A 23,353-nucleotide genomic window follows, 5' to 3' on the forward strand; every position below is an offset into this window, starting at 1 on the left:
ACAGAAAACCCGGACAACCGGCTGATGATTTACGATCGTTTGACGAAACAGCGCGCGCGCATCTTGCAGATACTGCTCATATGCCTGCAGTTGTTGTTCTGCTTGGATTGTGATCGACCTCAATCTCTTCGGCGATGCCAGTTGATCAGGGTCTGGACGGCGAAACGGTGACGGAGATCATCAATCCGTGGAGCGTCGCGATTGCCCTCCTGCCGTTATCCGATTGCCGGGATAGTCACCAGAACACGCGGTGCGGCAGCAATTTGCCGACCCGTTCGGCGACGAAGAAATAGGCACTCCGCGGCGTACTAAGGTGTGCATCGCGTCAGGCAGCATAGTCTGAAAGGACCGCGATTGGCGTGGCATGCAGCGGCACCAGCCGTGACTTGCAGAGCTTTGTCTTTCGGATAGTGAGAACGCTTTGGCCGAGACCGACGTTGGCCCGGAGCAGGCTGAGCGCTTCGGAATGGTGCAGTCCGGCCGCCGCTATCAGCCCGAACAGAAGTGATATGTCCAGCGCCGAAGGGCGTTGGCCGGCGTAGCGATAGGGCCGCCGCCAGAAGCGCCTGATCTCGATCTGGCTATAGATGTATGGCCTTGTTCGCCGCGCCGGCGGCACAGCTTCGCTTGGTGGCACTTCCGTCAGAGCACCGAAATGAGCGAGGTGCTGGGCAAAACCGCGCACATCAGCGAGGCGGATGGTTCTCGGCTGCCGGCCCATCAACATCACTCACTCCATTGCCAATTCAGTCGTGATGGTCTCGGCGCCGCGGGCTTCCATGAAAGCGACGGCGATCATCGTGATGGCGCAGCCGGAGGCAAAACCCACGTGCGGCGCCAGAGTTCGCAAGAAAACTCGCCGACACGCTGAAGCGGGCGTCCATGCCGGATAAGCGTTCCAGCAACCACGTTGCTGACGGGGGAATCAAAGGCCGGAGCACGAGGAGATCGGAGCTCTCGTTGGACCTAGAACCTCAAACGTTCCGTCCTGATGGGTAAGTCGTATTCATATCAGAGCTGAATTTGGGGGGCCGTTTTTGGCATTTGACACGCTGCAGCTCCCCAGAGAATGCTTGGCACAGGCGCCGGCAGGCAGGGAAGCACTTAGCGCCAACCTGACCTTAGATTTCCGAGAACATTAACAGTGAGGGCAACATGACTCTGAAAATAGTCATTGGCGGCATCGAGCATGAGACGAATACCCACCGCAAGGCGGACGCTTACCTCTCCGATTTTCAAATAACGCGCGGAGACGCGGTCATAGCCGCAAACGAAGGAGTGCGCTCTTACATCGGCGGAATGCTTGACGCGGCTGCCTCCGTAGGTGCGTCGGTGATACCGACTATTCACGCGCAAGCTGAGCCCGGAGGTATTATCTCGTTAGCGGCCTACGAGCAGCTCATTCGAGAGTTGCTAGATGGATTGAGGAATGTGCTCCCCGTAGAGGCAGTCGGCCTAGCCCTTCATGGCGCAGGTATCGCCCGAGGTGCAGAAAACATTGAGGTTGATATCTGCCGGCGGGTGCGTGAGATAGTTGGCCCCGATGTTAAGATAGTGATTACGCTAGACCTGCATGGGAATCTTAGTCCAGAGCTTTTTGAGCTCGTTGACGCTGCGTTCGGAACGCAGAATTCGCCTCATACCGATATGTTTGAAAGAGGTCAGGACGCCATTAAAGTCGTGCCGGAGCTGATACGAGGCAGCATTGTTCCGAAAATCCATCTCGAGAAGCTACCACTGCTGCTGACACCTGTAACAACCATGATGGACGCAACAGCAGCAATCAATCAGATGTGTCGCTCGCTTGAAGAAGACCCAGACATTATTGCCTGTACCTTCTTTCATGGTTTCCCTTATGCAGACACCAGATTTGCGGGTGCGTCTGTATTGACCGTTGCGAATGGCAGCATGCAAAAGGCGCAATCGGCAGCAAAAAGCGTAGCGCGCTTCATTTGGAATTCTCGCGCAGACATCCCGGCAAAGACTTTTACGCCTGAAGACGCCGTCAAACATGCGCTTGCCGAGAAAATCGGCCCGGTTGCCGTTCTCGACGGAGCTGACAACACCGGAGGCGGCTGTCCAGGTGATGGCACATACTTGCTGCGAGCAATGCTGGAGGCGAAGCTTTCAGGTGCGTGTTTCGGAGTCATGTGTGACCCCGACGTTGTCCGCTTGGCACACGAAGCAGGCGTTGGTTCGACCATCGACGTACAGTTAGGTGGGAAGTCGGACCAACTTCATGGCGAACCAATTGCAGCACGTGCTTATATAAAAACGCTCACAGATGGACAGTTTGTTCGTAGTTCGCCAATGGGAGGGGGAACGCACGACTATGTTGGCCGAACGGCAAGGTTACAGATCGGCGGGGTCGATGTAGTAGTGGTTTCTGAACGCTATCAACCCTTCGATCAGGAGATATTCTCGCTGCACGGGATTGATGTTCATCGGGCGTCCATTGTGGGGCTGAAATCCACAAACCATTGGCGTGCCGGCTTCGAGGGCATCATTAAGAGTGACTATCTGGCTGACAGTCCAGGCCTTATGAGCCAAGACCTCACGCGCTTTTCTCACGAGCGCGCGCCCCGGCCGATTTGGCCTTTGGACGAAGACACAACCTATTGAACCAATCAGGACCTCTAATTGATCCGCTTGTTGTTACTAACTCGGAGGCCATCTCGCCCAAATCTCGTATTCACTCACAGGCTTTCCATTTTTTTGACCACTTCGAGGGCAACCTCGCGCATGACGTTCGCGAACTGGTCGGCATATGGAGATCTTAGTCCTTTTGCCGGGCGCCACAGATTGAGTTGATAGGGGACTGGGATGCTGAATCGCCGTAGCACAATACCCTTTCCCGCATAGTGAGCGGCGGTTAATGGATTGACGATCGAAACCCCAACGCCCGAGGCGACCATGGAGCAAACGCCTGTAGCGGTTGTGGTCTCCACGCAATAGCGGCGCGAAACGCTTTCAGCTTCGAAGAGTTGATCAATCCTGCGGCGGTAAGGGTCTTCTTGAGTAAAATAGACGAAGTCCGCTCCCTCGAAATCCCTGGGCTCCAAAATGCGTTTAGCAGCGAGGGGATGGTTACACGGAAGCACACATACGACTTCACCGAGGTTGATGACCTCAGCAGTGGCATCGATGTTGTCAAAACTTCCTTCCGTCAATCCAATGTCGAAAATCTGCGTTGTTAAGTCATGCTGGAGCGGGACCTCTTCCAGAGAATGTATAGAAAGATGAACTTGTCTTCTTTTTTTTAGAAATCTCTCAGCGACTAAGGGCAGAAATGCTTCAGCGTAAGCAGGAAGGCTCGCGATCCTGAGATGAGCCGCGTTATGCTGCTTGATCGCCACAGCTGCGCGGCTGATTTCTTGCATACCCACAAAGGAGCGGCTGACCACTTTATGAAGCAACTGCGCCTGGTTCGTCGGAGTAAGTCTTTTACCAAACCGATTGAACAACTCAAAGCCGATATACTTCTCGAGTTCTCTGATCTCTCTGCTAACCGTCGGCTGCGAGGTGCCGAGAGACTCGGCGGCTGCCAACGTGCTTTTGTAGATCATTACAGCGTTGAAGATCTCGATTTGACGCTGACTTAGTCGCATGGCGATCATCCCTCCTATATATCGAATATGAATTAATGTGTGGCTAGATAGTATTTTGTCATCAGTCTGTCATCTGCAAATATCGGCCAAGACGGTCACAACCGCGGGAACAAGATGACAAACCAAAACGCCCAAGAACAGACGACGCAGCTGCAGCACGACAGCTTTGCCTACTTAAATGGAGAGTTGTGCATTGAAGGGCTTTCCGTTGACGAGATCGCCGACAAGGTCCCAACCCCCTTTTATTGCTATAGCGCCTCTACAATACGCAATGCCTACACGTTACTCTCTGACAGGCTTAGGCCGACCGGCGCGTCTATTTGCTTTGCGGTAAAAGCCAATAGCAACATTTCAGTTCTTCGCTTGCTGTCTGAGCTCGAAAGCGGAATGGACATCGTTTCTGGTGGAGAACTAGAGAGGGCACTAGCGGCTGGCGTTCCCCCGTCAAAGATCGTGTTTTCCGGCGTCGGAAAAACGCGTGCCGAGATAACCCGTGCTTTGGGGGTCGGCATCCACCAGATTAACGTCGAGTCTCGGGCTGAGCTTGATGTCATCCGAGACGTTGCTCGCATCATGAACTGCCGGGCGCCCATTGTTTTCAGAGTGAATCCCGACGTCGACGCGCAGACCCATGCAAAGATCAGCACCGGGAAGAAAGGTGACAAATTCGGGATCGCTATAGAAGAAATCCGGGAGCTCTACGCGAAAGCGGCGGAATCGCCTGAGCTTGATCTACAGGGGCTAGCTGTCCACATTGGGTCGCAACTCCTCAACCTGTCTCCCTACCGGACCGCATACGTTCGTCTGGCGAGTCTGGTGAAGAAGCTACGATCCGATGGCCTGCCGGTGCGCCGCCTTGACCTTGGTGGTGGCCTCGGTATCCGATACGACTTTGGTGTTGGTCCGAACGTAAGCGAGTATGCTGGTATCATCCAGGACACGGTCACTAGCTTGGGCTGCGAACTCACGGTCGAACCCGGGCGTTGGCTTGTCGGTCCAGCCGGAATGCTCGTGACTGAAGTGCTCTATCTCAAGGAGACTGGCGACACTGTCACGGCGATCGTTGACGCGGCCATGAACGATCTCATGCGCCCCTCCTTATATGGCGCCATCCATCCGGTGCTGCCGTTACAAAGCTCCGATGATCGCGCTCAATGCGCGTACCAGATTGTCGGCCCGGTATGCGAAACATCCGATGTGTTCGGAAGCTACGGTGATCTCCCCCCGCTTCATTCTGGCACACGTGTCGCCTTCGGATGTGCTGGCGCCTACGGTGCCTCAATGGCTTCGAGTTATAACTCCAGAGATTTGATCGCCGAGGTGTTGGTAGACGGGGGTCGGTTCCGGGTCATTCGGCGCCGTCAAACGATCGACGATTTGCTACCGCTCGAGAAGCCAACGCCTTGGAGCACGATAAATTCCTGCACTGATGCAGCAATTGCTCTTTGAATGGGTGTCAGCAATGAATCACATTGAGTTTCTGTCTCAGCCCCCGTCACCTGGCGCTCCGAAGCACTGGCCGTTTGTGAAAATGCACGGCCTAGAGAACTATTTTGTCATCCTCGACCGCCGTCAGATCGCGAAGCCGTTTGAAGTTGAAGACATTATCCGCATCTGCAGCACAAACGTTGGTGCGGGAGGTGAGCAGTTACTCACCATAGAGCGTCCCTCGGCCCAAGGAGTAGAGGCTGGGGCATACGCGGCCATGAGAATCTTCAACATCGACGGCAAAGAAGCCGGTGCTTGCGGTAACGCCACCCGTTGCATGGCCTACCTGCTGCTGGAGGAAACCGGAAACGAGGAAGTCTGGATCGAAACGGCTGCCGGACTACTGCAGTGCTGCAGAGCAGGGTTGCGAGAGATCAGTGTTAAACTTGGGCCGATCAGCTTGGACTGGCGGCAGGTCCCTACAAGCCATGAGGCAGACACTCTTCATTTGCCTGTAAAGAGCGGAACTCTTGCAGATGGAGTCGCCCTTCACATCGGCATCCCTCATGCCGTCTTCTTCGTAGACCGGCTGGCTCTTGATGACATTCCCCGCTTTGCTCCAGCCATCCAAAATGACCCGCTTTTTCCCGAAGGCGTGAACGTTGGCGTCGCGGAGATTGTTGACGCCCGAACAATCCGCCTTGCTGTCTGGGAGCGTCCGGGAATCTTGACGAAAGCGTGCGGTACCGGCGCCTGCGTAGCGGCATACGCGGCGCACAAGCGCGGTCTCATTAGCACGTCAAAGGTCACAGTACAGCTTCCAGCAGGGCAGCTCCAAATCGAGCTGATCCAGGACGATATGGTCATTATGACCGGGCCTGTGGCCTTCTGTTGCCATGGGTTCATAGAGGGAGGAATCGCGGCGTAAGCCAACCTTTGAGCGAGATGCAGCCCTGGCTCTCGTTATCATGTTCATCAGGGCATTCAAGAAAAAGGGGAATGAGATAATGATCAGAGCAATAAAAATGGCCTTGGGCCTGGCCGCACTAGTTGTCGCGGTACCCTATGCCGCGCATGCCGATGACGTTCCAGAAAACCTCAAGGGTTCTGGAGAGGTCGTGGTATCCGTCGATGGCGGGAGCTACGAAGCGGCACTTAGAAAGGCGTTCTTCGACCCGTTCACGCGTGATACAGGGATCAAGATCGTTGTCATACCTCCAAACGTCGGTAAGCTACTGGCTTCCGTAAAGCTTGGCCAACCTGAAGCGGACATCACATCTGTGTCAGGCGGAGAGTTCCCAAGCTGGGTGAGCAAGGGCGCGGTCGAACCGATCGATTACGGCATCTTCGCTGAAAAAACCTTGGCGGCCATACCGGACCAGATGAAGAACGAGAACGGAATTGGCGCTCTGCTGTATTCTGATGTCATTGCCTATAGCACCAAGAAATATGCTGTCGAAGGACAACATCCGAAGAACTGGACGGATTTCTACAACGTGGAAGCGTTCCCAGGCGAGCGGGCACTTCCGAAATGCGAGCGCATTCTTGAGGGCGGCCTGCTTGTTGGGGCGCTGCTGAGCGATGGCGTGACGCCGGACAAGCTTTATCCTCTCGACGTTGACCGGGGCCTCTCAAAAATCAAGAAGCTGATGCCGCATGTCGGACGCTGGTGGGCGGGCGGGGCCGATGCGCCGCAAAGCCTGATAGCCGGTGACGTCGACATGGCGGTCGCGTTCAACGGGCGGATCTCAACTGCAAAGAAGCACGGCGCACCGATCGCCTTTTCTTGGGACCAGTCGATAGTACAGTATGACTATTGGGTGGTTATGAAGGGTACGCCGAACAAGGAAAACGCATTCAAATTCTTGGCCTACATATCTCGGCCAGGCCCACAAGCCGCTTTCGCTACCGAAATGAACTATGGCCCGATCAACAAAGAAGCCTTCGCGCTCCTTCCCGCGGATTTTGCGCGGGATCTCCCTGGCGCCCCAGAAATCGCAGATAAGCAGGTTTTCGAGAACTACTCTTGGTGGGGCGAACAGCAGGACGATGGGCGGACTAACTTCGACGCCGCATTGAGCCGTTGCGTGGAAGTTTTGGCCCAATGACAAAAACGCCGCTGCGGCACAAGAATGCGGCAGCGGCGCCATTTCGGAAACGGCGCGCTTACTTGGTGAGGCCATCATGAAAGTCACAGCAACAATATCGGACGTCGAGTATGGCCAGCCAGGTTTGTTCCGCGGGTATGCTTCCTTCTCCAACCCTGCACTCAGCGCATTCACTTGGCCAATCTGTGAAATTAGGGGAGCGCGGCCCGGCGCGAAACTTTGCATTTCCGCTGGCGTCCACGTGAATGAAGTCGCGGCCATTGAAGCAGCGGTACGACTTCAGAGGCTCTTCCACCCTGAGAAGATGCAGGGAACTGTTTCGATCATACCTCTGATCAATCAACCGGCGCTTTACAAGTACTCGGAATATGTTTGCCCCTTGGATCGGAAAAACATCAACTTCTCTTTTCCCGGGTCCGCTACTGGCACCTTCTCCGAGTGCCTGTGCGACGCCATCATGGGTGAATGGTGCGTCGACGCAGACTGCTATGTTGACATGCATGGAGGTGACCTTCGGGAGAATGTCTCCAAGTTCACCATATATCAGCGGACTGACGACGCCGCACTAAACGCACCGGCCCAAATGATGGCCATGTGCTTTGACAGTGAGATCGTTGTCGGGCTCCCAGCTAGTCACATGCAAAACCCCGGTCGACCGCCAACAGGCTTTGCGGCGCACGGTCGGCTCGCGATAATGTCTGAAGCCGGTGCGAACGGTTTGCTCGATGAGGATTCCGTAAGATTTCACGTCGACGGGGTTCTTAATGTTGCACGCGCTCTTGAGATAATCGAAACGCCGCCGACTGCATTTGGACGAGCACGAGTCCTTTGTGATGACTACCTTTGGGTGGCCGCTCCATGCGACGGGGAGTTTCACGCAGACGTTGAGCCTGGCGCCCGAGTGGAAAGGAACCAGCGTCTTGGAACCATGCGCAATTTTTTCGGCGAGATCCTCGCAGAAATCAAGGCGCCGCAAACGGGGTTGCTTCTCTGGCGGATGACTCATCCCTCAATTCCAAAAGGGTCGCCTGCGCTCGCGATCGCAGTCGAGGAGGGTTTTCATCCCAACATGGGACGTTAGCCAGTACCGAATACGCTCAGCTGTGGCTCGCGCTAAGCGTCTCGAATGAAGAGCTGTAAAACAACAAGGGGAACTGACAAATGAAAATCAAGTTGTTTGAATTCGGCCTCACCGCGACGTTGCTGCTTGCTTCATCCTCAGTCGTTGTTCGTGCGGAGGATGTGCCAAGCAATCTTAAGGGCAGCGGCGAAGTGGTTATTACCTCTGGTGGTGGCACATGGGAAGCCGCGCAAAGGAAGGCTTTCTTTGATCCGTTCACACGCGACACGGGCATAAAGGTCGTTCTCGTTCCCGAAGATCATGCTAAACTGCTCGCCTCCGTAAAGCTGGGTCAACCTGAAGCCGATATCACGTCTGTCCCCGGCGGCGCTCTCGCCGGATTTGTTGATAAAGCCGCTGTAGAGAAGATTGATTACAGCCTGTTCGCCAAGGAAACGTTGGCGGAAATGCCCGACCAGATGAAAAACCAGAATGGGGTCGGTGCTCTGCTCTATTCCGTTGCGGTCGCCTATAACACGACAAAGTTTCCGGCAGGAACGGAACCGAAGAACTGGGTGGACTTCTATAACGTGAAGAAGTTTCCGGGCGCACGAAGCTTACCTAAGTGCGAGAAACTTGTCGATGGAGGTCTGCTTGAAGGTGCACTGATGGGCGACGGGGTTCCCGCCGATAAAGTTTATCCCATCGATATGGACCGTGCATTTGCCAAGATTGAGGCAATGAAAGAGAACGTTGGGCGTTGGTGGGTTGCTGGAGCGGATGCACCGCAAAGCCTGATCAGCGGAGAGGTTGATATGGCCGCAGCCTATAACGGCCGTATTTTTGGCGCCAAGAAGGACGGTGCACCGCTAAATTTGTCATGGGATCAGTCGTTGCTGCAGTATGACTACTGGGTCGTAATGAAAGGGTCACCCAACAAGGACAACGCGGCAAAGTTTCTGGCATACATCTCCCGTCCCGAACCGCAGGCGGCCTTCGCGCAAGCCATCTCGTACGGACCGGTGAACACCAAAGCGTTCAGCCTCCTCCCGAAGGAGATGCTCGATATTCTTCCTGGATCTCCGAACCTCGCCAAAAAGCAGGTTTTCCAAGACTACGCGTGGTGGAATAAAAAGAACGCAGAAGGGCGTACGAACTGGGATGTGGCGCTAGAGCGCTGTGTTGCTCTGTTGTCGCAGTAAGACGGTCGCAGTGTGACCCTCTTAGCCAGGAAACACCTAACCTACGCTGCTCATCCCGGGATGAGCAGCAGTGGAGATCGCCATGGACTTGGCAACCTTGAACACTGCCACCTCAGCATCCGAAGGATTGGCGGAGAGACACAAGCCGATGAAACGACTGTCGAGAAGAAAATTCATAGTCAGCGCTGTAGTGGCAGCGCCACTTCTCATCCTGCTGATCGGCTTTCTCATCGTTCCGCTATCATATATCGTGTGGGGAAGTTTCGAAGGCTTCAACTTCAATTTTTCTCACTACGGCCGCGTTTTTGCAAGCGCCTCGAACTTCAATATCCTGATTCACACGCTGCGCATCGGTCTGCTGGTTACGATTATCTCGGTCGCAGTAGCTTATCCAGTTGCCTATCTCCTGACGAGAGTTCAAGCTCGAGCCCTGTCCGTCTTAAGCGTATTTATTCTAATCCCGCTTTTCACAGCATTTCTCATTCGGACCTATGCGTGGATGATCATTCTGGGGCGCGAGGGGATCGTCAACAACACGTTGCTTTGGCTTGGAGTTATCAGTGCGCCTCTTCAATTGCTGAACTCCACGTTTGCAGTGGTTGTCGGGATGACGCACGTCTTTATCCCAATGGCAATTTTCACGATGTATTCGGCGATGGCGCGCATTGACCATACTTTTCCGCAAGCGGCTCAGGTTCTTGGAGCTAAGCCGATCCAAGCCTTTCTGCGTGTTTATCTGCCAATGACTCTCCCTGGCGTATTTTCAGCCTGCATTCTAATCTTCATCGCGGCTATCGGATTCTATATCACGCCGGCGCTGCTCGGCGGACCAAGCGACACGATGATTTCCCAGTTAATTGTCGATCAGATGACGACGTTGCTGAATTTCGAGCTGGGCTATGCCTCTTCGATAGTCCTCCTGCTCGTGACGATCGCCGTTCTGTTTGTGGCCAGCCTATTTATTCCGCTCGAGATGATCTGGTCGTCTAATATCGTCTCCTCAGAGGAGGAGCCACGTGCCGCGGCACGATTGGTGAAGCGTGCAAAGCGCGCGTTTAACCCAATCGTTTCCGTGTTCGAAACCAGTGTCCACGTTATTGCAGGGCGATTTTTGACAACAAGCGCTCGGTGGCTTTGGGGTTATGCCGTCGTAGTAGTGATGTTCTTGACTGCCCCCCTTGTCGTCGTCGTCATCCTGTCATTCAGTTCATCGCCATTTGTGGTCTTTCCTCCTCCGGGGCTTTCACTGCAATGGTGGCAGAAGCTTGCGAATGCCTCCGATTGGCATCAGTCCTTCTTGTTCTCGATTCAACTGGGCATCGCCGCCGCGCTCGTCGCAACGATCATTGGATCGATGGGTGCTTTTTGGCTCGTTCGCACAAGGTTCCTCTTCAAGAAGATGCTGTTTCTCTTCTCGCTTTCACCCTTGATGGTTCCCGTCGTTATCATCGCAACCTCCCTCTATATTTTTGAGGCGCGTTTGCAAATTCTCGGGACATTCGGCGGGTTGGTGATGGGACATGTGCTACTCTCTGTCCCCTACGTTATCGTCGTGATGGCGGCGGCCCTGAGAAATTTTGATGACTCCCTCGAACCTGCAGCCGCAGTGCACGGCGCGCGCCCAATGCAAACGCTCCGCCTCGTGACCTTGCCAATATTGAAGCCTGCGCTTTTCACCGCCGGCTTGCTCGCCTTCCTGACATCGTTCGACGAGTTGCTCGTCAGCATTTTCTTGCTAGGGCGCCAAACCCCCACTCTGCCCATTAAGTTCTGGGGGGACATTAAGTACCAAATCGATCCGCTCCTAAGCGCGGCCTCGACCCTCATCGTGCTGCTCGTCACCGCATCAATCATAACGGTGCAACTGATCCGAGACCGGCACAACAAACGCACCTCTACCAGCATCGCCGAATGATCGGAGGCAAAAGATGTCTACAAGCCTTGAGATGAAAAACATCCAGAAGTTTTATGGCCCGCTTCACGTTGTAAAGGACTTCGACCTTCAAATTCAATCAGGGGAGTTCGTAACCTTCCTCGGGCCATCTGGTTCCGGCAAGACCACGGCCCTGAAGATGATTGCAGGCTTTGAAACGCCGACGTCTGGCGACATCTTTCTCGGAAGTCGGTCGATTGTTGACCTTCCGGCCTACGAGCGAGGCATCGGTATGGTGTTTCAGAACTACGCGCTTTTCCCACACATGACCGTTGCTGAAAACGTCGCATTCCCACTCACTGTGCGCAAGGCGTCTCGGCAAGAGACAGCGGAGAAAGTCGGCCGCGCGCTGCAGTTGGTCAAGATGGATCAATACAGTGGTCGCTATCCCAACCAATTGTCGGGCGGACAGCAACAGCGTATCGCCTTGGCTCGCGCCATCGTCTTTAACCCAAGCATATTGCTCATGGATGAGCCGCTCGGGGCGCTTGACCGAAATCTTCGTGAACACATGAAGATTGAAATCATGCGTATCCAGAAGGAGCTGAACATGACGGTCGTCTTCGTCACCCACGATCAAGACGAGGCTCTGACCATGTCTGATCGTATTGCCGTAATAAACGAAGGCAGCCTCGTGCAGGTGGACGACAGCAAGAGCCTATACCGGAAGCCGAAGAACCGGTTCGTGGCTTCGTTTGTTGGTGAATCCAATATCATTCCTTGTTGCGTCGACCGCGCTGAAAGTGGCATGGGCAAAGTGACCCTTGCGGGGATTGCTCCGGGGGCGGCACAGTTGTCCGGACAGACAGACGGCACCCAAGCGTGGCTGTTTGTTCGGCCAGAACATGTTGAGATCGACGTCCGTTGCGCGGCTGCCGACACGCCAAACGCACTTGATGGCGTAGTAGAGAACGCCCTCTTCTTGGGAGAAATGACTAGGTATCTGGTCCGCTGTGGTGCAGAGACCATTACGGTGAAGCGCCAGAACCGCGGCCAGGCCCATTTCTCGGGCGGAACTCCGGTTACCCTCTCTTGGAAGGCAGAAGACTGCACCGTCCTTAACTGACGACGTACGCGGTGCAGCATCTCACGTTATGAGAAGCTGCCCTTCGATGGTCGGGCCGCCGGCTACAATGTCGCGGGGACAACGAAGGTTTCAGTTGTTGGAGATTTTGCCGGAAGCCACTCACCTCGTGGTAGGGCCTCCCGGCGACATCTGCATTAACCGTCATTCGTCCGACAGCCAAATGAAATCTGTGACGCTGTTTCCGGTGAAGTCGGGTTGCCCATATATCATGGATGAATAAAACGCGAAGGTTATCTATTTTCTAGTGCGGCGCGCTTCTGAAATAATGCCCTAGTGAATTCGGAAGTGGAAGTGGAACCGTCAGCGTCTACGAGCGGATCAGACTCTGCGTTTTCTAGGTTAACGCAATGACACTGAGTTTCCATATCAGTTGAGTGAGGGGGGGTCTACCTATGCATATTCGAAACCAGGTATTCACGATTGATCATCACCACGGTCAAGCCAGCCGGACCATTCTCTCCGGCTACCCGGCTATTCGCGGCGCCACTATGCAAGAGAAAGCTGATTACTACATGGCCAAAATGAGTTGGCTCCATGAAAGTCTTCTGCGCGAGCCGCGCGGGCATCGCAACATGCTTGGATCAATCATAACTGACCCGGTTTCGGATGAGGCTGCATTCGGGGTCATTTTCCTTCACCCATCTGGGATGTTCAATGGTTGTGGCGACAGCACGTTTGCGACTGCCGCGGCTGCGATCGAAACCGGCCTTGTGGAGGCTGTAGAACCGGTCACCCGCTTCGCTATTGATACCGTCCTCGGGCCGTTGCACATCGAGGCGGACGTCAGAGGTGGCGTCGTGTCCGAGGTGCGCTTTGGAAACGTTCCGTCTTACCGCGTAGGTAGCTTTGAAGCGGCGCTCCATGATAGTCGGAAGATCGTCATAGATGTTTCATTCGGCGGTCTCTACTATGGATTTATCGACGCCAATTCGCTCGGAGTTGAACTGACGCCCGAAGCTGAGCCCCAAATAGTATCTATCGCTCAGGAACTCTGGCGCAATTTGGGTCAGTCGTTAGCGATGGAGGACCATGAGACGGGCAGGAACGCGAGGTTGGATCTCTTGACGTTCGTAACGCGCCGGAACTCGGAAACAGGTTGCCACTATCTTGTGGCGAATGTCTACCCTCCAGGTAGCATGGGACGAACACCATCGGGAACTGGTACTAGCGCACATATGGCGCTACGCGCAGCTCAGGGCGACCTACGAACCGGTGAACTGTTTATCCAAGAGAGCGTGCTCGGTCTGACGTTCCGAGGACGTTTTACAACATGTACCCTCAGCCGCGGGGGGCTAGGAATAAACCCTGTGGTGGGAACCAAGTCTTATATGATGGGGATCAGCCAGTTCGTGATCGACCCGGCAGATCCCTTCGCGCGCGGATTTATCATGCCCGCCGAAAATCAAAGACCATCTTGAGGAAGAAGGCATAGACGGTGCGGCGCAGTTCAGCAGCCCCGAGAGCCCTCGGGTCTGCGGAATTTGATGCGCAATCCCCCGCTCTTGCTAGGTTGTATATAAAGTCACACGCTGAGAAGATCTGTCAATGAAACCTGAAGAGAAGCTCGCCTCCCTCGGGCTTGTGCTGCCGAAGGCCCCTTTACCGTCTGCAAATTACTTGCTTTACAGTTTCGCGGGCAATTTCCTCTATTTGTCGGGTCAGGGGCCAAAGCGGACCGATGGCACCTACTGCTGCGGTTGCCTAGGCCGCGATGCTACCATTGAGGAGGCCTATCAGGCTGCACGTCTGACTGGTCTCAACTTGCTGTCGATCGCAAAATCGGCACTAGGCGAGCTGAGCCGCATCGAAGCCGTAGTAAAACTGCTTGGTCTGGTGAATGCCGAACCGGATTTCTCTGAACACCCCAGAGTCATCAACGGCTGTTCCGATCTTTTCGTCGAGGTGCTAGGCGACGCTGGACGGCACGCCCGCTCGGCTCTCGGCGTCGCCTCGCTGCCCAACCAAATGACCGTCGAAATCGAAGCCATTTTCTTGGTTCGAGATCAATGAAGTCGGCACTCGCAGTCGCGGAGCGGGCAAGTCAACCGGTCGGACCCTGGTTCACGGCGGTAAACTTAGATTAGCTCCCCGACCTGGAGGTATTTGCAGGTCTCGCCCGCCTTATTTTAGGTTAGGCAAAAGGTAGGCTTGTGGACGCTGCGGCACGTGGATGAGACGGTGCACGATGGTACAACTCACTTCGAGGGATTACTGACATTGATGGCCCGCACTGACCTTAATAGCGATCTCGGAGAAAGCTTCGGCCCTTGGCCGATGGGTGATGATGTGTCGATGCTGTCGGTGGTCAACAGCGCCAACGTCGCCTGCGGCTTCCATGCAGGGGATCCGGCGGGGATTCTCTTGGTATTAAGAGAGGCGTCAAAACGCGGCGTCTCGGTGGGTGCCCATGTCGGTTATCGCGACCTCGTCGGCTTCGGCCGACGCAATATGGACCCAACCAGCGAGGAGTTGATCGGGGACGTGATCTACCAGATCGGCGCTATGCAGGGCCTTGCAAAGGCCGCCGGAACAACGGTCCGATACGTCAAGGCACATGGTGCACTCTACAACACCATCGCTCATGACGCGCGCCAGGCGGCCGACGTCATCGAAGCCATCAAGGCGATAGACCCTACGCTTGTCCTCATGGCGCTCTCCGGTGCGCCTATCGTCGAGCAGGCGCGCGCAGCTGGCCTCCGGGTCGTCCGCGAAGTTTTTGCCGACCGCGCCTACAACAGCGATGGCAGCCTCGTCAGCCGCCGTCTTCCTGGAGCGGTTATCCACGAGCCGGACATCGTCGCGGCGCGCATGCTGCGACTGGTCAGAGAAGGACGCATTACCGCGATCGATGGGACGGACATCGAACTCGAAGCACAGTCGATTTGCGTCCACGGCGATACGCCGGCGGCGGTGTCGATCGCTCGTGCGGTGCGCGACGCGCTCGTCGGGAACGGCGTTGAACTAAAGAGCTTCAACGATGGCTGAGCATATTCGCTTTCTGCCTGCGGGTACAGACGGCCTGCTCGTCGAGCTTGCCGATCTGGAGACGACGCTGACCCTCCTCGATGCGCTGCAGGCCGATCGGCCGGACGGCGTGCTGGAATTCGTGCCGGCCGCCCGTACGTTGCTGGTCCGGTTTGACCCGCTCATCATTAGCCGCGCAGTGCTGATCGACACGATCGCTTGCGTTGATCTGTCGAGCCGCTCCAGTCGATACGGCGAGACCTTCGACATTCCCGTCACCTATGACGGCGAGGATCTCAACGATGTCGCGACCCACCTTGGTTGGTCGGTCGAAGAGGTCGTCCGCCGGCATACGCAGGCAACTTACACCGTTGCCTTTACCGGCTTTGCGCCGGGCTTCGCCTATATGACGTGCGATGATCCTGCCTTCGACGTGCCGCGGCGCCAGAGCCCGCGCGTGCGCATCCCGGCAGGTTCGGTAGCGCTCGGCGGCAAGTTCGGCGGCATCTATCCGACCGACAGCCCCGGCGGCTGGCAACTTCTCGGGCGCACGCCGCTCAAGATGTGGGACACAAGCCGGGATCGAGCGGCACTGCTTGCGCCTGGCGACCGGGTGCGCTTCCGCAAAATGGCGACAGGTGCGGCTGTGTCCATTGCCGATGCTCCGGTCGCTGCCTCGCAGCCTCCGATCTCGCCAAGCAATGAAGCCGGTCTTGTCGTGACCCGCGCCGATCGCCCTGCCCTATTCCAGGATCTCGGCCGACCGGGCCAGGCCGGGCAGGGCGTCTCGGAGTCTGGAGCGCTCGATCGCAGGAGCCTTATGGAAGCCAATCTCTGCGTCGGGAATCCGCGCGGTGCCGCTGCGATCGAGATCGCCTATGGCGGATTTGCCGTGAGGGCTGAGCGACCGGTGACCCTGGCGATCGCCGGTGCATCATCGCCGATGACTATACGCGCCGCCGATGGGCGGAGTGTCCTCGCGCCACTTACCCGGCCGTTTGCACTCGATCCGGGTGACGAACTGACGCTGGAATTTCCGTCGGAAGGCATTCGCAGCTACCTTGCGATCCGGGGCGGATTTCATATCGAGACGATTTTGAATTCGGCCGCGATGGACACGTTGGCAAAGGTCGGTCCCTCACCCATCGTGGCGGGCGACGTTCTGCTGCCCGCAAACGAGCCGGCATCTGCCGTCGATCCCTGTCGGCCCGTCGCTTGGTCGCTGCCCAAGGCAGGCGACACCGTCACGCTCGACGTCATGCTCGGGCCGCGGACCGACTGGTTTACGCAAAAGGGGCTCGTCACCTTGCTGGGACAGGAATGGCAGGTAACGGCAGAATCAAGCCGTATCGGCGTGCGCCTTGTTGGCGTCGAGCCCCTGGAGCGAAGGGATAGCGCGGAGCTTCCATCAGAAGGAACGCCGCTTGGTGCGATCCAGGTGCCGCATAGCGGTCAGCCCGTCCTGTTTCTCGCCGACCATCCTCTCACAGGCGGCTACCCGGTGATCGCCGTCGTGGCCCGCCATCACCTCGATCTTGCCAGCCAGATCCCTATCGGCGCGAACATCCGCTTCAACGCCATCGCTGCCTTCGACCCGCTCATCAGGGAAACCGACCGATGAAGAAACTTTTGATCGCCAATCGCGGCGAAATCGCCATCCGCATCGCCCGCGCAGCCCGCGATTACGGCATCGCCTCCGTCGCCATTTATTCCGACGCCGACGCAGCTTCTCTGCATGTCGAGCTTGCAGACGAAGCCTACGGTCTTGGACCCGGCCGGCCGGCCGACACCTATCTCCACATCGAGAAGATCCTCGATGTGGCCCGTAAGGCAGGCGCTGACGCTGTGCATCCGGGTTACGGCTTTCTGTCGGAGCGGGCGGAGTTTGCCCAGGCCGTGAACGATGCCGGCCTTGTGTGGGTCGGACCGGCACCTGACGTCATTACCGCACTTGGCGACAAGGTCGAGGCGCGGCGGATCGCGGCGAAGGTCGGCGCGCCGCTGGTCAAAGGCTCGGATGGGCCGCTGAATTCGGCGGCTGAAGCGGTCGCCTTCGCAAAGCAGGTCGGCGTGCCGCTTGCAATCAAGGCCGCCTTCGGCGGCGGTGGCCGCGGCATGAAGGTCGCCTGGAAGCTCGATGAAGTCGGCGAACTCTTCGATTCTGCGGTGCGCGAGGCAACGGAAGCCTTCGGCCGTGGCGAATGTTATGCCGAGCAATTTCTCGATAAGCCGCGGCACATCGAGGCCCAGGTGATTGCAGACACCCACGGCAATACCGTCGTTCTCGGCACCCGCGATTGCTCCCTGCAGCGCCGAAACCAGAAGCTGGTCGAGGAGGCACCTGCGCCGTTCATCACCGAAGAGCAAAGGGGCCGCATCCATGCCTCGGCCCGCGCGATCTGTGCCGAAGCCGGCTATACCGGCGCCGGCACGGTCGAGTTCCTACTATCGGGCAACGGCGTCATTTCCTTCCTCGAGGTCAACACACGCCTTCAGGTCGAACACCCGGTTACCGAAGAAACCACCGGCGTCGATATCGTTATCGAACAGCTGCGGATTGCGGACGGCCTGCCGCTCTCCGTGACCGACACGCCCGTGCCGCGCGGACATGCATTCGAATTCCGGATCAACGCAGAAGATCCGGGTCGCGGGTTCCTCCCGACGCCGGGACTGGTCAAGCGCTTCCGGGCGCCGGCCGGTCCCGGTATTCGTCTCGATGCCGGCGTCGAGAGCGGATCGGAGATCCCCGGTCTTTACGACTCGATGATGGCCAAGCTGATCGTCACTGGCGCAACCCGCGAGGAAGCCTTGATCCGGGCGCGGCGCGCGCTCGCTGAATTTCAGATCGAAGGTGTTGCTTCTGTTCTGCCCTTCCACCGGGCAGTGCTCGAAGAGCGGGATTTTACCGGAGAAGACGGCTTCAAGGTTTACACCAACTGGATCGAAACCGCCTTCCGGGGCATCGAACCGGCGCCTCGCATCGACCCGGTAGAAGGCGGTCTCGTCAAGAGCTTCATCGAAATCGACGGCAAGCGCCACGCGATCGGCCTGCCGGCGGTATTGTTCTCCGGCATCGCAGCTCCCCAGGCAAAGGGCGCGAACACTGCTGCGGCAAACGCCAATGCGGTCAACGCACCGATCCCAGGCACGCTGCAGAAATGGCTGGTCGAAGATGGAGCAGAGGTTAGCGAAGGCGAAGCGGTCGCACTGATCGAGGCGATGAAGATGGAAACGCGTGTGCATGCTCCAAGGGCAGGCCGCATCGCGATCACTGCGCAACCCGGAACCACGGTCGCACTTGGCGCCGAACTGGCGACGATCGATTGATACCGAACACAGAGCCGCACCGCGGATGTAGGCGAATACGGAGACCTGAATGAAGCCCAATCCCATCACCGATGCCCCTGAAGACGCCGATCAGCGCAAGGCGATCAAGCCGGTCATCTGCTATCCGACCGAGACGCTGCCGCGTCCGGATCTCTCAGCCTATCGCGCCCTTCGCAATGATCTCGAATTGATTGAGACAGTCGTCATTCCGCCACGCGATGCGGCGACGTGGGAAGTCCCGGCCGGTCACTTCTGCCGCCTTGTCTGCCCGGAAGGTCCGCAGGTCGGCGATCTAAACCTGCATAATCTGCACAACATCAACGAACGCTTTTATAGCGGCAAGACACGCGCGCTGAATGGTACTCATGTTGGTCTTGGCGATCAGCTCTATTCCAACTTCCCCTATCTGCGTCCGATCGCCACCATCACCCATGATACGCTTGACTGGTATGGCTTCGACGCCTTCGGCGGTTCCGTCCATGATGTTATCGGCACGCGCTGCGATCCCTATACCCACAACCTTCTCAGCCACGGCGGCCAGTACCATCATTGCTGCCATTCCAACCTGACGCGGGCGCTGGCGAAGCAGACGGGCTTATCTCCCGAGCTGGTAGAGCCTCATGTGCACGATGTGCTCAACCTCTTCATGTGCACCGGCTTCACCCGCGACACCGGGCAGTATTTCATGAAAGCCAGCCCCGTACGTCCGGGGGACTATCTTGAGTTCTTCGCCGAGATCGACCTGCTGGGGAACATGTCCGCCTGCCCTGGCGGCGATTGCTCCTCCGAACACTCCTCCGACACTGCCGCTTGCTATCCGCTGACTGTCGAGATCTACAAGCCGCAGGGCTTACCCGAGGGTTGGCAGGCGCCGCAGGTAAATAGCTACGATCGCTCGCACGGGCTTTAACAGGCCGCGCCACATTTTTGGACCACCACCGCCATATCAGAGCTAAACTCTGCCCTCCTATTTGGGACGCCAGCTGCCAAATCGCTTAGCTAGTAGGAGGCTTCTGTTAGATTAAATTGAAGCTCGAACGCGCGAGCCGCGTTTTTCAAACTGATGCCGACGATGCCTTTTCAAGGACGCGGGGCGGTGGACTCCCACGACAAGGGCTTCGTTCGTTTCTCATCTAATAGTGGTTTTGTTCGTATACGACCCCGGGAATACGATGTCCTGATCGACGAGCACATTGAACTTGTATCCGGGCCGGATCTCGAGGGTTGGCTGGACATTCAGGTTTTTGCTGATCGTCTGCTCGGCAACGCGGCCAAAGCTTTCCGCGAAATTCCGCCTTGCCGCATCCGACGCGGTCTCCTGTGTGGCGAGCGTCGAGCTTTCCGGCATCGACGCATCGAGCCCCGTTCCGATCAACGCGATCAGCGCCGCGGAGCCGAATGTACGCCAATAGTGGTTGTTCACCTTGTCATTGAATCCGCCATAACCTTGGGCATCCGTGCCCGCCATGCCGCCGATCTGCAGCGTCGAGCCGTTGGGGAAAATCAGGTCCGTCCAGACGACGAGCACGCGACTTTGTCCGAATGAGACCTTGCTGTCGTAGCGTCCGAACAGTTTGGCCCCTTGGGGGATCAGGAGCCGGCGACCGGTGGCGCTATCATAAACATTCTGGCTGACCTGCGCCGTGATGCGGCCGGGAAGATCCGAGTTTATCCCGGTGATCAAGGTCGCCGGGATCACCGATCCCCGCTTCAGCTCGTAAAGGGATTGCTGCGGCACGACCCGGTTCGGCAGATAGCCCCGATCCTTGAGATCGCTGTTGAAGAAATCCTCCTTCGACTTCTGCCCATTCTGGTCAATGTCTTGACCCAGCAGGCCGTTTTTCAGGGCGGCGGCATAGAGGTCCGGCATGGATGTGGTCGACGCCGCGGTTGTTGTGTCGGCCGATCGCTGGTCGCTGCTCTTCGCGCTTGCCTCCAGCTTGCTGCGATCGATAGCGAGCGGCGCATCGTAGGCTGCATCGTTGGCCTGCAGCCGGGCCATCCTCTGGCGCTGCCTTTCGCGCAAATATTGCTCCTGTTGCTCCCGCTGGAGCCGCGCCCGCCACGCCGCTTCCGGTTCCAACGCCTGTTTCTGATCCTCCGCCTTGATCGGCTGCGGCGTGAACGGATTGGTCGCCTTGTCTTCCTTCTTCTCAACCGGCGTCGGCTGGAAGGTGACCTGCTGCTCGGTGTCGCCGATAATGCCATCGCTGATACCGCGCTTGATTTGATCGGCGAATGTCGAGGCAGGCGTGCCGGTATTGGTCTCCAGGCCGGGGTTCTTGTTGAAGAACAGTCCGCGGGAGGTCAGTCCGTAAAAGATCACGCCGAGAAAGGCGATCACCAGCACGACGACGATGATGATCGGCAGGCGGTTGATCCGGCGCATGCCGGATTGCGCCTCCTCACTGGTGGCGCCGCCGAGCTTGAGCGATTGTACCATTCTTTGTTCTCCCCTCACCCGCGCTTGAGCAGCGACAGCGCGCTTGCCGGTGTCGCCCCATTTGCCGTGACGCTATAAGCGCGACCCAGTTCGACATCGGACGTGGAGAGCCGTGCCAGCACTTGGCCCTCGAACGGCATGATCACATAGACAAGCGGGATGACCTTTTGCTTGTCGTCAGTCTTCTGGTCGGTAACGACGGCATAGCCCCAGCCCTTGAGCGCGGCTTCCAGCGCCTGGCCGAAGGGAGAGTCGTCAGGCTTGAGCGCCACGGTCGCCTTGCCCGGTCCGATCTGCTCGGCCAGGCGGCTCACCATATCGCCGGCAATCGCGCTGGCCGCCGGACCGGAAATCTCAGGCGGCGCATCGCTGACGACGATACCATCGGTGCCGGCGCTCTGGCATCCGGAAAGGAGGATGAGGATAAGGGCGGCAGCCGCGAGCCGAAGGGACGGGATAGTGTGGGGAGCTCTCATCACCGCCCTCCCCGCCTGATCGTCACCTTCTCCTGTTTCCAGCCAACGCCCGAAACAAGCACGGCCTTGTCCACATTGTAATCGACGATCATCATGTCGTTCTTCATGCGGTAGTTGACGATCCGGTTCTGGCCGCCGGAAACGACAAACAGCACCGGCGCGTCCTGGCCGGAGATCCGGCGCGGGAACTGGATGTAGGTCTTCTGCCCGTCGCTATAGACGCGCGTCGGCCGCCAGCCGGCCCGGCCGGAAACCGAATAGGAGAAGCTCAGCTGCTCGACCGGCACATTGGCGCCGGGAACTGTGCTGGCCTCCAGTCTGGCATTGATGTCGGCAAGCTTGGCCGATACGTCATCAGGATACTCGAAGCCGACGCGCGCCATATATTGGGTCGGATGGGATTTGAGCTGGATGTGATAGGTGCGCCGCGATGTCGTCACCACCATCGAGGTGACCAGTCCCGGCTCAGCAGGCTTGACGATCAGATGGATCGCCTGCCCGCCCGCCGCCCCCGACGTGGCGGGCTCGACCTTCCAGCGCACGGTGTCGCCGACCAACACATCGCGCACAACCTCGCCCGGCTGCAGTTCGATGTCGCAGACCTGCAGCGGCGAGCAGACCACGGAAGGCTGCACCTCGCCGTAGAGAAAGATTATCTTCCCGTCTTCTCCCTTGGTCACGAGGCCGCGGGTGCCGCGCCACTTGCCTGATATGTCGATGCCCTTTCGCTCATTGGCGGAGACATCCTGAGCTCGCGCGTCAGAGGTGAAAGCGGTTCCAACGATCAGGCTTGTTACCAGGGTCAGGGCCAGCCCGGCGCGGCCATTGAGTATTGTCGTATTCATGCGGTGGCCATGCCTTTCAAAGCTGTGCAGTCCAGTCGAAGTCCTTGAGGTAAAGACCGATCGGGTTGAGGCGGATGACGCCCTCGTCCTGGGGCGGCGTCAGCGTCACCGTGGCGATGCCGCGAAAACGACGGAGGGCGGTCTCCTTGCCCTTCCGGTTGCGTTCGAACTCCGTCCAGTCGATCTGGTAGGATTGATTGGAGAGCGCGACGATGTTGTTGACCTCGATGGCGACCGTCGCGTTCTTCGCCTTCTCGAACGGCGAGCTTGAGCGAAACCACGCATTGACCTTCTCGGTCGCCGGGTCGGAGGTTCGGAGCAGCGCATAGGTGCGGTCTATATATTGCTTCTGCACCACGGCATCGGGCGTCACCGAGCGGAAGTTCGAAACGAAGCCGCCGAGCGTGGCGCGCACGACACGCGGGTCGGCATATTCGATCTGCTGCGGGAAACCGGCTGTCGCAGCCGTGCCCAGCTTGTCGACCTCGACGATATAGGGAACGAGCTTGACCTGCGTGCTCTGGTACAGCGCATAGGAAAAGCCGACGACCGCCATGAGCATGCCGGTGATGCCGACGAGCCGCCAGGCTGATGCAGATTTCACGTAGGATCCGTAGCGCTCGTTCCATTCCTGGCGGGCGGCAAGATAAGGGTTATCCGGGGCACGATTGGCTGCCATCTTCCCGTCCTTTTTTGACTATGATTGATCGTGGCGTTCGGGAGGGGGCGTGCGCCGAGCGGAGCCGCTGCGGTTTCCGTCGAGCTTGGCATTGGCCAGGCCGAGCAGCGAGCCGGCATAGGCGCCCGGCGAGCCGATGGCTTTTTCCTTGGCCGCCGAACCCGTGGCCTGTCCCGCCGACCAGATGCCGGTG

Annotated in this window: 20 protein-coding genes and 1 pseudogene; 14 read left to right on the plus strand and 7 right to left on the minus strand. The window is 57.5% G+C overall.

Features of this window, described 5'->3' with window-relative positions:
- Positions 1 to 325 precede the first annotated feature (325 nt).
- Positions 326 to 727, minus strand: a complete 402-nt coding sequence (locus tag AS026_RS43810; protein WP_235777169.1) for a site-specific integrase — start codon at positions 725 to 727, stop codon at positions 326 to 328.
- A 428-nt stretch (positions 728 to 1,155) separates the two neighbouring features.
- Here AS026_RS43810 and AS026_RS32675 point away from each other — a divergent pair, with 428 nt between their 5' ends.
- Entirely contained in the window at positions 1,156 to 2,622 is a 1,467-nt protein-coding gene (locus tag AS026_RS32675; protein WP_081688023.1) for a M81 family metallopeptidase, read from the plus strand.
- Positions 2,623 to 2,696: 74 nt separating this feature from the next.
- Here the strand turns inward: AS026_RS32675 and AS026_RS32680 are convergent, their stop codons facing one another.
- The gene (locus AS026_RS32680) at positions 2,697 to 3,617 is read right to left on the minus strand and encodes a LysR family transcriptional regulator (RefSeq protein ID WP_028748937.1); all 921 of its coding nucleotides are present in this window, start codon (positions 3,615 to 3,617) and stop codon (positions 2,697 to 2,699) included.
- A gap of 105 nt (positions 3,618 to 3,722) precedes the next feature.
- Between AS026_RS32680 and lysA the strand changes: the two genes are divergently transcribed.
- The 13 genes from lysA to AS026_RS32745 all read left to right on the plus strand — a co-directional run bounded on the left by lysA (position 3,723) and on the right by AS026_RS32745 (position 19,627).
- A complete protein-coding gene (lysA, locus tag AS026_RS32685; RefSeq protein ID WP_051321168.1) occupies positions 3,723 to 5,057 on the plus strand; it encodes a diaminopimelate decarboxylase in 1,335 nt (444 codons plus the stop codon).
- Entirely contained in the window at positions 5,038 to 5,964 is a 927-nt protein-coding gene (gene dapF, locus AS026_RS32690; RefSeq protein WP_235777168.1) for a diaminopimelate epimerase, read from the plus strand. Before lysA ends, dapF begins: the two co-directional genes overlap by 20 nt.
- Positions 5,965 to 6,043: 79 nt before the next feature.
- Positions 6,044 to 7,144, plus strand: a complete 1,101-nt coding sequence (locus AS026_RS32695; protein ID WP_028748935.1) for an ABC transporter substrate-binding protein — start codon at positions 6,044 to 6,046, stop codon at positions 7,142 to 7,144.
- 76 nt (positions 7,145 to 7,220) lie between these two features.
- Positions 7,221 to 8,225 (plus strand): M14 family metallopeptidase, encoded by a 1,005-nt coding sequence (locus AS026_RS32700; protein ID WP_028748934.1) that lies wholly within the window; start codon positions 7,221 to 7,223, stop codon positions 8,223 to 8,225.
- An 80-nt stretch (positions 8,226 to 8,305) separates the two neighbouring features.
- Positions 8,306 to 9,406 (plus strand): ABC transporter substrate-binding protein, encoded by a 1,101-nt coding sequence (locus tag AS026_RS32705; protein ID WP_028748933.1) that lies wholly within the window; start codon positions 8,306 to 8,308, stop codon positions 9,404 to 9,406.
- 82 nt (positions 9,407 to 9,488) lie between these two features.
- On the plus strand, positions 9,489 to 11,321 hold the full coding sequence (locus tag AS026_RS32710; RefSeq protein WP_028748932.1) for an ABC transporter permease subunit: 1,833 nt from the start codon (positions 9,489 to 9,491) through the stop codon (positions 11,319 to 11,321).
- Between the two features lie 13 nt (positions 11,322 to 11,334).
- Positions 11,335 to 12,405 carry an ABC transporter ATP-binding protein gene (locus AS026_RS32715; RefSeq protein WP_028748931.1) on the plus strand — a complete coding sequence of 357 codons (1,071 nt, stop codon included), beginning with the start codon at positions 11,335 to 11,337 and terminating at the stop codon, positions 12,403 to 12,405.
- A gap of 413 nt (positions 12,406 to 12,818) precedes the next feature.
- A complete protein-coding gene (locus AS026_RS32720; protein WP_028748930.1) occupies positions 12,819 to 13,844 on the plus strand; it encodes a proline racemase family protein in 1,026 nt (341 codons plus the stop codon).
- A 127-nt stretch (positions 13,845 to 13,971) separates the two neighbouring features.
- The gene (locus AS026_RS32725; RefSeq protein ID WP_028748929.1) at positions 13,972 to 14,436 is read left to right on the plus strand and encodes a RidA family protein; all 465 of its coding nucleotides are present in this window, start codon (positions 13,972 to 13,974) and stop codon (positions 14,434 to 14,436) included.
- A gap of 210 nt (positions 14,437 to 14,646) precedes the next feature.
- On the plus strand, positions 14,647 to 15,411 hold the full coding sequence (locus tag AS026_RS32730; RefSeq protein WP_028748928.1) for a LamB/YcsF family protein: 765 nt from the start codon (positions 14,647 to 14,649) through the stop codon (positions 15,409 to 15,411).
- A complete protein-coding gene (locus AS026_RS32735; RefSeq protein WP_028748927.1) occupies positions 15,404 to 17,011 on the plus strand; it encodes a 5-oxoprolinase subunit B/C family protein in 1,608 nt (535 codons plus the stop codon). The genes AS026_RS32730 and AS026_RS32735 overlap by 8 nt, the downstream gene beginning before the upstream one ends.
- The gene (locus AS026_RS32740) at positions 17,008 to 18,717 is read left to right on the plus strand and encodes an acetyl/propionyl/methylcrotonyl-CoA carboxylase subunit alpha (protein WP_028748926.1); all 1,710 of its coding nucleotides are present in this window, start codon (positions 17,008 to 17,010) and stop codon (positions 18,715 to 18,717) included. The genes AS026_RS32735 and AS026_RS32740 overlap by 4 nt, the downstream gene beginning before the upstream one ends.
- A gap of 49 nt (positions 18,718 to 18,766) precedes the next feature.
- Positions 18,767 to 19,627 carry an urea carboxylase-associated family protein gene (locus tag AS026_RS32745; RefSeq protein ID WP_028748925.1) on the plus strand — a complete coding sequence of 287 codons (861 nt, stop codon included), beginning with the start codon at positions 18,767 to 18,769 and terminating at the stop codon, positions 19,625 to 19,627.
- Between the two features lie 219 nt (positions 19,628 to 19,846).
- On the opposite strand, the gene trbI is transcribed toward AS026_RS32745, so the two are convergent.
- The 5 genes and pseudogenes from trbI to AS026_RS43815 form a co-directional block, all read right to left on the minus strand.
- The gene (gene trbI, locus AS026_RS32750) at positions 19,847 to 21,160 is read right to left on the minus strand and encodes an IncP-type conjugal transfer protein TrbI (protein WP_028748924.1); all 1,314 of its coding nucleotides are present in this window, start codon (positions 21,158 to 21,160) and stop codon (positions 19,847 to 19,849) included.
- Between the two features lie 14 nt (positions 21,161 to 21,174).
- Positions 21,175 to 21,636: a conjugal transfer protein TrbH gene (gene trbH / locus AS026_RS32755; protein WP_062374669.1), complete on the minus strand. Its 462-nt coding sequence runs from the start codon at positions 21,634 to 21,636 to the stop codon at positions 21,175 to 21,177.
- Positions 21,636 to 22,481 carry a P-type conjugative transfer protein TrbG gene (gene trbG, locus AS026_RS32760; protein WP_028748922.1) on the minus strand — a complete coding sequence of 282 codons (846 nt, stop codon included), beginning with the start codon at positions 22,479 to 22,481 and terminating at the stop codon, positions 21,636 to 21,638. The genes trbH and trbG overlap by 1 nt, the downstream gene beginning before the upstream one ends.
- 16 nt (positions 22,482 to 22,497) lie before the next feature.
- On the minus strand, positions 22,498 to 23,160 hold the full coding sequence (locus AS026_RS32765; protein ID WP_028748921.1) for a conjugal transfer protein TrbF: 663 nt from the start codon (positions 23,158 to 23,160) through the stop codon (positions 22,498 to 22,500).
- Between the two features lie 18 nt (positions 23,161 to 23,178).
- Positions 23,179 to 23,353 (minus strand): annotated as a pseudogene (locus AS026_RS43815) (P-type conjugative transfer protein TrbL); the annotation flags it as partial.

It is taken from the genome of Rhizobium altiplani, assembly GCF_001542405.1.
GTDB classification, from domain to species: domain Bacteria; phylum Pseudomonadota; class Alphaproteobacteria; order Rhizobiales; family Rhizobiaceae; genus Rhizobium; species Rhizobium altiplani.

Coding starts and splice junctions, on each gene's coding strand:
- AS026_RS32710 (WP_028748932.1), top strand. CDS start 9,489: ATGGACTTGGCAACCTTGAACACTGCCACCTCAGCATCCGAAGGATTG.
- AS026_RS32725 (WP_028748929.1), top strand. CDS start 13,972: ATGAAACCTGAAGAGAAGCTCGCCTCCCTCGGGCTTGTGCTGCCGAAG.
- AS026_RS32740 (WP_028748926.1), top strand. CDS start 17,008: ATGAAGAAACTTTTGATCGCCAATCGCGGCGAAATCGCCATCCGCATC.
- AS026_RS32695 (WP_028748935.1), top strand. CDS start 6,044: ATGATCAGAGCAATAAAAATGGCCTTGGGCCTGGCCGCACTAGTTGTC.
- AS026_RS32675 (WP_081688023.1), top strand. CDS start 1,156: ATGACTCTGAAAATAGTCATTGGCGGCATCGAGCATGAGACGAATACC.
- AS026_RS32680 (WP_028748937.1), bottom strand. CDS start 3,617: ATGATCGCCATGCGACTAAGTCAGCGTCAAATCGAGATCTTCAACGCT.
- trbI (WP_028748924.1), bottom strand. CDS start 21,160: ATGGTACAATCGCTCAAGCTCGGCGGCGCCACCAGTGAGGAGGCGCAA.
- AS026_RS32720 (WP_028748930.1), top strand. CDS start 12,819: ATGCATATTCGAAACCAGGTATTCACGATTGATCATCACCACGGTCAA.
- AS026_RS32705 (WP_028748933.1), top strand. CDS start 8,306: ATGAAAATCAAGTTGTTTGAATTCGGCCTCACCGCGACGTTGCTGCTT.
- AS026_RS32765 (WP_028748921.1), bottom strand. CDS start 23,160: ATGGCAGCCAATCGTGCCCCGGATAACCCTTATCTTGCCGCCCGCCAG.
- AS026_RS32735 (WP_028748927.1), top strand. CDS start 15,404: ATGGCTGAGCATATTCGCTTTCTGCCTGCGGGTACAGACGGCCTGCTC.
- AS026_RS32730 (WP_028748928.1), top strand. CDS start 14,647: ATGGCCCGCACTGACCTTAATAGCGATCTCGGAGAAAGCTTCGGCCCT.
- AS026_RS32745 (WP_028748925.1), top strand. CDS start 18,767: ATGAAGCCCAATCCCATCACCGATGCCCCTGAAGACGCCGATCAGCGC.
- AS026_RS32715 (WP_028748931.1), top strand. CDS start 11,335: ATGTCTACAAGCCTTGAGATGAAAAACATCCAGAAGTTTTATGGCCCG.
- AS026_RS32700 (WP_028748934.1), top strand. CDS start 7,221: ATGAAAGTCACAGCAACAATATCGGACGTCGAGTATGGCCAGCCAGGT.
- lysA (WP_051321168.1), top strand. CDS start 3,723: ATGACAAACCAAAACGCCCAAGAACAGACGACGCAGCTGCAGCACGAC.
- dapF (WP_235777168.1), top strand. CDS start 5,038: ATGCAGCAATTGCTCTTTGAATGGGTGTCAGCAATGAATCACATTGAG.
- trbH (WP_062374669.1), bottom strand. CDS start 21,636: ATGAGAGCTCCCCACACTATCCCGTCCCTTCGGCTCGCGGCTGCCGCC.
- AS026_RS43810 (WP_235777169.1), bottom strand. CDS start 727: ATGTTGATGGGCCGGCAGCCGAGAACCATCCGCCTCGCTGATGTGCGC.
- trbG (WP_028748922.1), bottom strand. CDS start 22,481: ATGAATACGACAATACTCAATGGCCGCGCCGGGCTGGCCCTGACCCTG.